This is a genomic window from Allobosea sp. 05T422_2 (genome assembly GCF_056396265.1).
The window spans coordinates 1-11,342 of the sequence record NZ_JBFTLD010000226.1 but is presented as its reverse complement, the minus strand read 5'-3'; the positions used below and the strand labels follow the sequence as shown (position 1 = coordinate 11,342).

Here is an 11,342-nt window from a genome sequence, read left to right as displayed (position 1 = left end):
GATCAGTCATGCCATGGGTCAGGCCGGCGTGGCCGCGACCGCGATCCGCAACGATCTCGCCGCATCCCGTCCGCAGCTGCGCTAGTCATGGCGGCAAGCCCCCTCCCTTCTGCGACGCCGGCGACAAGGATATTCCAGATCATCCGCTTCGCCGGCTTTCAATCCGGAACAGAGAAGGCCTGCCGAGTGTCGAGGCAGTCCCCGGCGACCATCGCAAAGATTATGGGGGATGAGAACGCCAGTATTCCAAATTCTCCCACTGCGCTCGCTCGACAGGGGTTGGTGCCGGTGCCGGAATTGTCTGTACTGGCAGGTATGATTCGATCGAGGGCCAAAGACTGGCCGCATCAGCCTGCGGTAAGAACGTGTTAATCTTTGTTAATCAATGGTTCCGACATGTCGATCGCTCCAAGACACCGGCCTGCGTGCCGATGAGCGTGTCCGGCCTGCGTCCGGCGCTCGGCCCGGCTCGCGGCCAGACCAGGGGGCGGCTCGCAACCCTTGCCGCCGCGGCCTTGCTGGGTGCGATGGCGGCAGGCTGCGGTGAGCAGAGGCTGACGGATGCCGAACTGTCGTTTGCAACACGCTCCATCGCCGTCGACCCGAGCCGCGCCCTCATCGTGCTGCCGCCGGGCGGGCCAGCGGTCGTGAACGTCACGCAGCGCAGCTACGAAAATGCCGTGTCCCAGACCGTTACGCTCGCCACGCGAGGCCGGACGCCGGGCGAGAATGCGATCTATGCCGCCTTCCTGACGGCGGCGGATGTTCCCGATACGAATGGTGTGGAAGGCAGGCTCCTCTCGCTTCCGAGCATCGAGGATTTCGCGATCGCGCGCGAGATGGAGGAGCGGCTTCCGGGCGTCGCCATGGTGCCGTCGGCCGCCTATGTGCAGAACCGCTACGGCCCGTTCGGCTATGCCTTTGGCCGCGGCCCCGGGGGCGATGGCTGTCTTTACGCCTGGCAGCGCGTCGCAAGCGATGACAGCCTTTTCCGCCCCAGATCGGGCGTGATCTCCGTGCGCCTGCGGATCTGTGCGCCGGGAGCGTCGGAAGCCGCCTTGCTGCGCCTCGCCTATGGGTTTTCCGTCAACGCCTCGCTCAGGCGCGCAGGCTGGAACCCGATCGGGGATGCGCCATCGCCGTCCCCCGATCTCGGCGAGGCCGGCGCGCCGATCTATCCCCTGCCCCAGGCATCCATGCCCCAGGCATTCCTGCCTGATGCGGTCGAGCGGCCACCTCCGGTTGCCCGCCCGAAACGTCCGCAGCCGGCCCGTACCGAGGTGAGAGACCCTGTCCCGGACAGGCCTTTGCCGGACCGACCCCTGGAAGGATACCCGACCGTTCCGCCGCCCTTGTCGCCTTGACCGCAACCAGGATCACCTGAAGACCGATGCGAACAACGATCTACGTCATCGTCTGGGCTGTGATCGCCGCCTTGGTCGTGGTGCTGATCACCTTGCCGATCAGCCTGCAGGCGCATCTGATCGCGGGGGCGATCGTGGTCACGGCGATGATCGCGCTGAAGTTCCTGCGGCCTGACGGCGTCTGGCGGCTGATCGCGCTGGGATTGGGAACGGCGATCGTGCTGCGCTACATCTATTGGCGCACGACGAGCACCTTGCCGCCGGCGAACCAGATCGAGGACTTCATCCCGGCGATGATCCTCTATCTCGCCGAGTTCTATAATATCGGCATGCTGTTTCTCAGCCTGTTCGTGGTCGCGCTGCCCTTGCCGCCGCGCAAGACACCGCCGGTCGACCTGGAGAATGCGCCCACCGTCGACGTCTTCGTGCCGACCTATAACGAAGAGGCGGACCTGCTGGCGACGACGCTCGCGGCTGCGCTCGCGATGGATTACCCGGCCGATCGCCTGAAGGTCTTTCTCCTCGACGATGGCGGAACCGACGAGAAGTGCAACGCGGATAATTTCGTGGCCGCCAACGCCGCCAAGGAGCGCCGGGGGACGCTGCAAAAGCTATGCGAGGGCCTCGGCGTCACCTATCTGACGCGCGAGCGCAATATCAGCGCCAAGGCCGGTAACCTCAACAACGGTATCGCTCACTCCGAAGGCGAGTTGATCGTCGTCTTCGATGCCGATCATGCGCCCGCACGGTCCTTCCTCGCGGAGACCGTGGGCTTTTTCGGCCAGGACCCGAAGCTGTTCCTGGTGCAGACGCCGCATTTCTTCATCAATCCCGACCCGCTGGAGCGMAATCTCCAGACCTTCAAATACATGCCGTCCGAGAACGAGATGTTCTACGGCATCATCCAGCGCGGTCTCGACAAATGGGACGCCTCGTTCTTCTGCGGTTCGGCTGCGGTGCTGCGCCGCCAGGCACTCAAGACCACCAATGGCTTCGCTGGACGTAGCATCACGGAAGACGCCGAGACGGCGATCACCCTGCACGCCACCGGCTGGCACAGCGTCTATGTCGACAAGCCGCTGATCGCCGGGCTGCAGCCGGCGACCTTTGCGAGCTTCATCGGGCAGCGCTCGCGCTGGGCGCAGGGCATGATGCAGATCCTGATCTATCATCGCCCGCTGTTCAAAACCGGTCTCTCGCTGCCGCAGCGGCTCTGCTACTGCTCCTCGGCGCTGTTCTGGCTGTTTCCCTTCGCGCGCTGGATCTTCCTGATCTCGCCTCTGTTCTACCTGTTCTTCGGATTGCAGATCTTCACGGCATCGGGGGCGGAGTTCTTCGCCTATATCCTGAGCTAYATGRTCGTGAACCTGATGATGCAGAACTATCTCTATGGCCGCTATCGCTGGCCATGGATCTCGGAACTCTACGAGTTCATCCAGTCGGTCTACCTGCTGCCTGCGGTCGTCTCGGTCCTCATCAATCCGGGCAAGCCGACCTTCAAGGTCACGGCCAAGAACGAATCTCTGGAAACCCGTCGCGTCTCCGAGCTGGGGCTGCCGTTCTTCATCATTTTCGGCGTCCTGGCGCTCGGTGTCGTCGCGACCTATTGGCGGATCATCACCGAGCCCTACAATGCCGACACGACGGTGGTCGTCGGCCTCTGGAACCTGCTCAACCTGCTGATGGCGGGCTGCGCGCTCGGCGTCGTCTCCGAGCGGCCGGAGGGGCGCGCGGCCCGGCGCTTCGCAGTGCGGCGACGCGGCGAGATCACCATCGACGGGCAGACCGCGCCGATCGTCACCGAGAACGCCTCCGTCGACGGCGTCGGCATCCGCGTTCTGTCCCATGTTTTCGACAAGCTGCCTGTCGGCAGCGAGGCGCTCATTTCTTTCGAGACCACGATCAACATGCCGGCCGGCACGCTGCCGGTGCGTGTGATGCGCCTGGCGCCTGACGACAAGGGTTTGCTGATGGGCTGCCGCTACGCCCCGAGCGAAGCCCTGCACAGCCGCATGATCGCCGATCTCGCCTTTTCCGACGCCGAGCGTTGGACCCTGTTCCAGAAGGCGCGGCGCCAGAACATGGGGGTCGTCTACGGCACGATCCGCTTCCTGCGGATCGCGATCTTCCAGACGAGCCGCGGCTTGTCTTATTTCTTCGGCCTTTACCGCCTGACACGCTCTTCGGCGACACCGGCGAGGCCAGCGGAATGAGGCTGCAGCCATTCTCCCTGATGGCCGCCATGGCCCTGCCGCTGTTCTGCGGCGCCAGCATGGCCCAGGACGGGCGCGTGCAGCCAGCCCCGGCCGAGCCGGCCCCGTTCATGATCGCGCCTCCGGAGCAGCCGCCGGCCGCAAAGCCCCCCGTGGCACCGGCTGCACCTGCTGCTGAGCCCCCTGCCCCGAGCCAGCCGCCGAAGTCCGCGACGGCAGCGACTGCGCCCGTCCCCTTTGCGTTCAAGCCGTTGCTTCCTGCCGCCCGCGTCACCCTGGAAGGCGAGAGCGACAGCCGCAACTGGGCTTTCTTCCTGACGCAGGACGAAGCCGCTGCCGATCTGAACCTGGACGTGGCATTCCAGAATGCCCTCGTCGTGATGCCGGAAGCCTCGCGGTTGACCGTGCGGATCAATGGCGAGCGCGTCATCGAGCAGCCGATTGCATCGTCGGACCGGCTGGCGCGGCTCTCGGTCGCGATCCGCAAGGCGCTTTTGCGCGCAGGCGAGAATACGATCGGTTTCGAGGTCGTGCAGCGCCACCGCACGGATTGCACCCTGGCATCCACCTATGAACTCTGGACGCGCATCGACGGTGCCGGCACGCGACTGAGCTTTCGCAGCCCCGATGCCGCGCAGCTGCGTTTGCGAGGCATCGACGATCTGCCGTCGATCGGCGGGGACGAAAGCGGCCAGACGACGATCAACATCGTGGCGCCCAGCGCGTCGCGGGCGATCGCGGGCAACACCATTCTCGCCGTAGCCCAGGCCGTGGCCCTGCGCGGGCGCTTCGGGCAGGTCGTGGTGCGGGTTTCCGAACGGCCGCCGGAGCGGCTGCGGCCGGGCTCGCTGACGGTTGTGATCGGGACAGCGAACGAATTGGGCGAGCTACTCGGCTCGATCCCGGAGGAAGCGGCCACCCGCAGCTTCCTCGGCTTCGTCGCCAGTCCGAAGCTGGGTCCGGCCACACTTCTCGTCACGGGCCAGGGCTGGCCGGATATCGAGGCGGTCGTCGCCAAGATCCTGACCGAGCCGGTTTCGAGGCCGACCAATATCAACCGCACAAGCATGGATACGGCGAGCTGGCACACGCCGAACCCACCTTACGTTACGGGCCGGCAGGTGCTGCGCTTCGCCGATCTCGGCGTTCCCACCCAGGAATCGACCGGCCGGCGCATGCGGGTGCGCGCCGTCGTCGCAATGCCCGGCGACTTTTTTGCGAACGCCTACGGTGAGGCCACGCTTCTTCTCGACGGCGCCTATTCCGCGGAGGTCCTGCCCGGCGTCAGCCATATCKAGATCTTCGTCAACGGCAATGTCGCCGCGACCGTGCCGCTCAACACGACGACCGGCGGCCTGTTCCAGCAATTCCCCATCACCGTGCCGATGCGGCATTTCCGGCCGGGGATCAATGAGCTCTGGCTCGAGGCCGTCACGATCGCGAGAACCGATCTGAGCTGCGGGCCCGGCGCGACGCTGCCTGGCAAGAGCCGTTTCGCGCTGTTCGATGCCACCTCGCTGGCCGTTCCGGATTTCGCGAAGATCGGCGTCAAGCCAAACCTCGCCGCCGTTTCCGGCACGGGATTTCCCTACTCGGTGGCGCCGCGCGTGGCCCTGGTCATGGGCCGGCTCGATGCCGCCAATTACGGTGCGGCGGCGACTCTGCTGGCGCGCCTGGCCCAGCGCGCCAGCCGGCCCATCGCGGTCGATCCGCTGGCGAACGCCGCCACCGTGGGAGATCGCCCGGCGCTGATCGTCGGCGCCGTCGGCCAGTTGCCAAGCGGCCTGCTGCCGCGCGTCGGCATCGCCGACACCGTCCGCACCACATGGCCACAGCGCGCCGACGCCGTCGTGGTCTCGCCCGATGCGGATGGCACGGCCGTGTTCGACGCCGTGCTCAACCGTTTCCAGGGCCGCCAGACGACACCGGAAGATTCAGGCGGCGTGCCGCAATCCACGAACGAGATCCGCGACCGGTGGCGGAACTCGCTCGGTGGCCCGCTGGCCCGCTATCTCGTTGCCTTCGACGGCTGGCTGCAGCGCACCTTCGACCTGTCATTTGCCCAATTGCGCACACCGTCGCGCTCGTCTTCGCTCTACGAGCCTGCCGAGGGAACCGACCTGATCGCAGCCCAGGCCGCCGATCCGGATACCCGGCAGGTCTGGACCGCCTTCGTCGCCCGGCGCGAAGAGGCGCTCGAGAGCAGCGTTGCCCGGATCGTGACGCCGGGCAATTGGGCTGCCATGGCCGGCAGGATCACGGCTTTCCGGGGTGGGCAGGAAACACATGTCCTCTCCGCCGACCGCACCTCCTTCTTCATGACGCGGCCCTTCAGCTTGACAAATATGCGCCTCGTCCTCGCCAACTGGATGTCGAGCAATATCGGCACCTACGCGCTGACGCTCCTGGCCGCCTGCATCAGCCTCGGCATCGGCACCGCGTTGATGCTCGGACGGTTGGGGCGGCGCTCATGAGAAAGCTCCTGGCTACATTCTCAGCCACCATGATGCTTCTCACATCGGCCCTGTCTGCCTCCCTCCCCGACGGCGCATGGGAGCTCTACCGGCAAAAATTCGTCACGCCCGAAGGGCGCGTGATCGACGATGCCAATGGCGGGATCAGCCATAGCGAGAGCCAGGGCTATGGCCTGCTGCTCGCCTGTCTCGCGGGCGACCGCAGCAGCTTCGCCAGCATATTCGCGTTCACGCGCACAGAGCTCCTGATCCGCGACGACGGGCTCGCGGCCTGGCGCTGGGACCCCAAGGCGAGCCCCCATGTCACCGACATCAACAATGCCAGCGACGGCGATCTGCTGATCGCCGAGGCCCTTGCCTGCGCCGGCGCGCGCTGGGCCATGCCGGCCTACACGGCGGCGGCGCGCCAGATCGCCCGGTCATTGGCCAAGGTCGCGCTGTTGAAGCGCGGTGGCGAGACCTGGCTGATGCCCGGCGCGGTCGGCTTTTCCGAGAAGGACCGGCCCGACGGGCCCGTGGTCAATCCATCCTACTGGGTGTTCGAGGCGCTGCCGGCGCTCGCGCAGCTCACCGGCGATCAGAGCTGGATGCAGGTGCAGGCGAGCGGCCTGAAACTGCTCGACACGCTTGCCAAGGCGAAGATGCTGGCGCCGGACTGGGTCTCGATCAAGGACACGCCCAGGCCTGCCGACGGCTTCCCGCCCCAGTTCGGCTACAACGCCATCCGCATCCCGCTCTATCTGATGCGGGCGGGGCTGGCCGACAAGGCGCGCATGGAGCCGTTCCGCAAGGCATGGGCCGGCGGGACTGCCGTGATCGACGTCAAGACCGGCAATCCCGTCGAGCCGCTGCCCGACGCCGGCTATCGCATTCTCGCGGCCGCGATGGCCTGCGCGCTCGACAAGACGCCAATCCCGGCGGAATTGAAGACCTTCCAGCCGACGGCCTATTATCCCTCGACCCTGCATCTTCTGTCCCTCTCGATGCTCCGCGAGAGGTATCCGCAATGCATGTGAAATACGCCGTCCTGGCGATCGTCCTCGCGAGTGCCGCGTTCTATGCCTTCGGCCGCCATGGCCGGGAGGTCGATCTGTCGTTGACGCCGCCTGCGGCGATCCGTCAGGCGGCCGCGGCCGGAAGCTCTTCCCCTGACAGCCAGCAACCCGCGCCGGAACTCGCTCAGGCGCAGCCGCCGGCGACCCCGMCCGGCCAACCGGCGCAGCGGCCCCCCGTCGTCGACGAGAGTGCCTTGCGCTATTTCGCATCTCAGGGCGACACGCGGCGCCTGGAGGCCGAGCTTGCCCGGCTGCGCGCCCTCTATCCGGAATGGAAGCCTCCCGCCGACCTGACGTCTCCGGCTCAAACCGGCGATCCCGAGCTCGAGCGGCTTTGGAAGCTCTTCTCGGAAGGCAAGATCGCCGAGGTCCGGGCCGCGATTGCGCAACGCGGCACCAGAGAGCCGAACTGGCGTGCGCCTGTCGATCTCGTCGCCCGGCTCGACGCCGCCGAGGCGGCGCAGCGGCTGGTCAATGCCTCCAATGCGCGGCAATGGGAGCAGGTGATCCGGATCGGCACCGAGACGCCGGCCTTGCTGACCTGCGCGAATGTCGATGCGCTGTGGCGGGTGGCCGAGGCCTTCGTGCAGACCGGCAAGCCCGAGCGGGCGCGGGACGCCTATTCCTATGTGCTGGGCAACTGCAACACCCCGGCAGAACGGATCGGGACGATGCAGAAGGCGCTGGCGACGCTGCCCGATACGCTGACGGACGCGCTTCTGGCGCAGGAGAGGCAGACCGAATTCTCCAGCATCCGTGACGAGATCGCGCGGCGGCGCATCGGGCGGGCTGCCGAGGATACCRAGCTCACCGTATCCGCCGACGACATCCGGCGGGTCGAGGCGCTTGCGAACGCCGCGACGACGCCGGACGATGCCATCCTGCTCGGCTTCTACACGCTGCGCCACAATGATCCGGTCAAGGCGGAGGCGCTGTTCCAGTCCGTCTTGCAGCGCAAGGGCGGAGCCAAGGCGGCGGAAGGCGCGGTGCTCGCGCTGGCCGCCAATCGCAAATATCGCGAGGCCGAGGCGCTGGGTTCGCAATGGCTGGACGCAGGCGCCGCCAACCGCAAGGCCTATCTCGACGCGGTGACGTCGCTGATCACGCAGGAACCGGCTCCGAAGCTGGATCGCGCCGTCGTCGAGCGGATCGCGAAGACCGTTGCGACCGACCGCTACGCGCCAGGCGCGGCCGGTCTCGGTTGGTATGCCTATAATGCCGGCCAGACCTCCCCGGCCGAGACATGGTTCGAAACCGCCCTCTCCTGGGACCGTGGCTATGAGCCGGCCGCCTATGGGCTTGCCCTGGCACGGCAGCGCCTGCGGGACCAGGCCGGCCTGCGCGCGATCGTCAACGACTGGGGCGGCCGCTCCGAACGGATCGCCGCGCTGCTCGATCCGCGCCGCAACCGCGCCTCGCGCGGCCAAGATGCGCATGGCCAGGATGCGCGTGACCAGCAGCAGCGCCGGGATGATGTCGCCGCTCCGGCCGTGCCGGTCATACGCGAGCGAGACCCGATCGAACCCGCACTGAGCCGCCCGGTGCGCTCCCGGGCAGCCCGGCAGACCGTCCAGACCGTCCAGGCCGATAGCGACGCTGAGCCTGTCCGGCGCCGCCAGGCGGCAGCGCCCGCTTCCGGCAGTTGCGGCAATGGCCAGTCGGGCGCGGCAGCATTGCAGCGCGGCTGGTGCCTGCTCAACCTGAAGCGCCCTGCGGCTGCGGCCGAGGCTTTCGAGGCCGCGATGCGCAGCAGCTCGGGCCAGGTCGCGGCCGACGCGGCCATGGGCAAGACCTATGCGAAGCTCCAGCAAGGCCTGACGGCGGAGGCCAATGTCGCGGCGGCGCAGACCAATCCGGCTCCCGCGCAGCGCCGCGAACTCTCGGCGCTGCTGCTCTCCGAGCGGTTCTATGCGCAATATGACAACAAGGACTTCAACGGCGCCCTGGTAACCCTGTCGGAACGTGCCCGTCTTGCTCCCGAAACCACCGACCTGATGATGATGCGCGGCTGGTCCTACTTCCATCTCGGCCGCTACACCGATGCCAGCAGGGTCTTCACGGCGCTCTACAGGAGCAACGGGTCGCCGCAGGCGCTGGCCGGATTGACCGCGATCGGCGATGTGACGCGCCAGAACAGGTACTGATTTCGCGCACGGTCAGTGACTGAGGCCGGGCGAGCACCGCTTCATCTCCCGCGTATGGCCAACCGACAAAGGCGCGAGTCTTTGCCGCGGGAACCGATAGCCGGGCCGATCGTTTGACTGTCTCGCATCAGCTTATGACAGGACGGGAGGTCCGCCATGCCTCTGATCGACGAAGCCAAACCCGTGGCCGCGGGGGTGAGCGCGGCAGGTCGTCGGGATGATCCGCGCGTCCAGAGAATTGCCAGGGCGATGTGTCGCGCCGCGCGCATCGACCCCGAGCAGCCGGCCGGAACGGTGGCGATCTTCACGATCATGCACTGCCACGCCGGACGGTCGGAGAATGATCCGGCCTGGATGTTGTTCGCGCGTCAGGCTGAACTCTTCATCGCCATGAATCCCGACGTAGTCGAACCGCTCTGAACCGTCACGGAGACGCCGACAGCCTCGGCGAACCCAGCCCCTCGCGGTTTCGGCATCAGCCGGGCTCTGTGCAAGCGCCCGGAAGTTTGTCACCATGGGCGCAGGTCCCAGCGGGTCTCGATCCTACGGGACTTGGGTTCCTGGGGGCTTGCATCCCCGGGATCGATCATTGCGGGGCATACGGATGACGTTCCGGTTGCTTGTCTCGATTGCGGTGATGGCGCTGGCGCTCGGCGCCTGCAACGACCGGCAAGCCGCGCAACCTCCGGCCGCCCCGCCTGCGCCCGCCGTCGGCATCCAGCCCGCCACCAAGAAGGGCGTGACCTGGTCCTATTCCTTCGTCGGCCGCATCAAGGCGCCCGAAAGCGTGGCGCTGATCGCCCGCGTGCAGGGCTTCCTCGACAAGATCCAGTTCACCGAGGGGCAGGAGGTCAAGGCCGGCGACACGCTCTACCAGATCGAGAAGGTGCAATATCAGGCGCAGCTCGACCAGGCGACGGCCAACCTCGCCGCCGCCAAGGCCCAGGAGCTCAACGCTCAGCTCACCTATGCGCGCTCGCAGGACCTGGTGAAGACGCAGGCCGTCTCGCAGGCGACGCTCGACAGCAACCGCGCCGCTCTCGACGTCGCCCATGCCTCGGTGCTGCAGAACCAGGCGGCACTGACCCAGGCCAAGGAAAATCTCGGTTACACCGACATCATCGCCCCGATCGCCGGCCGCATCGGCCGCACGGCCTATACGCAGGGCAATCTCGTCGGCCCCAGCAGCAACCCGCTCGCGACCATYGTCAGCCAGGACCCGATGTATGTCCTGTTCCAGGTCAGCGTGCGCCAGCTCGAGGAACTCCGCGAGGCGCGCCGGCGCGAGGACGGCAGCCAGAGCAAGATCGCGATCACCGTGCGCCTGTCCTCCGGCAAGGAATACCCCCATCCCGGCGTCTGGAACTATACCGACCCGCAGGTCGACCAGCAGACCGACACCGTGACCATGCGGGCCTCGCTGCCCAACCCCGATCGCCAGCTGATCGACGGCGAATTCGTCTCGGTCGAGGTCCGCGAGCGGAGCCAGCAGGCACGCCTCGTCGTGCCGCAGGCGGCCGTCCAGGTCGATCAGGCCGGCAGCTATGTCATGGTCGTCGACAAGGACAGCAAGGCCCAGCAGCGCCGCATCAAGCTGGGCCCGCAGCAGGACGCCGATGTCGTCGTCGAAACCGGATTGACCGAGGGCGAGAACGTCATCGTCGAAGGCCTGCTCAAGGTGCGCCCCGGCCTGACCGTCTCCGCCACGCCCGTTGCTCCGGCAAGCGGGAGCTAGACGTGATCTCGTCGATCTTCGTCGACCGRCCGCGCCTCGCCTTCGTCGTCTCGATCGTCATCACGCTGGCGGGCCTCATCGCCATCTTCACGATCCCGGTTGCGCAGTTCCCCGATATCGTGCCGCCGCAGGTCACCCTGACCGCGAGCTATCCCGGCGCCGATGCCGAGGTGGTCGAGACCACCGTCGCCCAGCCGATCGAGCAGCAGATCAACGGCGTCGACAACGCGCTCTACTACCAGTCGACCAGCGGCGCCGACGGCAGCTACACGCTCAACGTCACCTTCGCGCTCGGCACCAACCCGGACATCAATACCGTCAATGTCCAGAACCGCTCGTCGCTGGCCCAGCCGCAGC

Annotated in this window: 8 protein-coding genes; all 8 read left to right on the top strand. The window is 66.9% G+C overall.

The window, feature by feature from the left end; all coding sequences use genetic code 11:
* The first annotated feature begins 431 nt into the window (after positions 1-431).
* Positions 432-1,364: a cellulose biosynthesis protein BcsN gene (gene bcsN, locus AC1DJT_RS27970; RefSeq protein WP_476835310.1), complete on the top strand. Its 933-nt coding sequence runs from the start codon at positions 432-434 to the stop codon at positions 1,362-1,364.
* A gap of 26 nt (positions 1,365-1,390) precedes the next feature.
* Positions 1,391-3,577 (top strand): UDP-forming cellulose synthase catalytic subunit, encoded by a 2,187-nt coding sequence (gene bcsA, locus AC1DJT_RS27965; protein WP_476835309.1) that lies wholly within the window; start codon positions 1,391-1,393, stop codon positions 3,575-3,577.
* Positions 3,574-6,051, top strand: a complete 2,478-nt coding sequence (locus AC1DJT_RS27960) for a cellulose biosynthesis cyclic di-GMP-binding regulatory protein BcsB (RefSeq protein WP_476835308.1) — start codon at positions 3,574-3,576, stop codon at positions 6,049-6,051. Before bcsA ends, AC1DJT_RS27960 begins: the two co-directional genes overlap by 4 nt.
* Positions 6,048-7,067 (top strand): family 8 glycosyl hydrolase, encoded by a 1,020-nt coding sequence (locus AC1DJT_RS27955; protein ID WP_476768205.1) that lies wholly within the window; start codon positions 6,048-6,050, stop codon positions 7,065-7,067. Before AC1DJT_RS27960 ends, AC1DJT_RS27955 begins: the two co-directional genes overlap by 4 nt.
* Positions 7,058-9,250 carry a hypothetical protein gene (locus tag AC1DJT_RS27950; protein WP_476835307.1) on the top strand — a complete coding sequence of 731 codons (2,193 nt, stop codon included), beginning with the start codon at positions 7,058-7,060 and terminating at the stop codon, positions 9,248-9,250. The genes AC1DJT_RS27955 and AC1DJT_RS27950 overlap by 10 nt, the downstream gene beginning before the upstream one ends.
* A gap of 156 nt (positions 9,251-9,406) precedes the next feature.
* Complete coding sequence (locus AC1DJT_RS27945; RefSeq protein ID WP_441506846.1) at positions 9,407-9,670, top strand: hypothetical protein; 264 nt, start codon at positions 9,407-9,409, stop codon at positions 9,668-9,670.
* A gap of 184 nt (positions 9,671-9,854) precedes the next feature.
* Positions 9,855-10,985 carry an efflux RND transporter periplasmic adaptor subunit gene (locus AC1DJT_RS27940; RefSeq protein WP_441506847.1) on the top strand — a complete coding sequence of 377 codons (1,131 nt, stop codon included), beginning with the start codon at positions 9,855-9,857 and terminating at the stop codon, positions 10,983-10,985.
* A gap of 2 nt (positions 10,986-10,987) precedes the next feature.
* A partial coding sequence (locus tag AC1DJT_RS27935; RefSeq protein ID WP_476835306.1) for an efflux RND transporter permease subunit occupies positions 10,988-11,342 on the top strand: 355 nt, incomplete at its 3' end.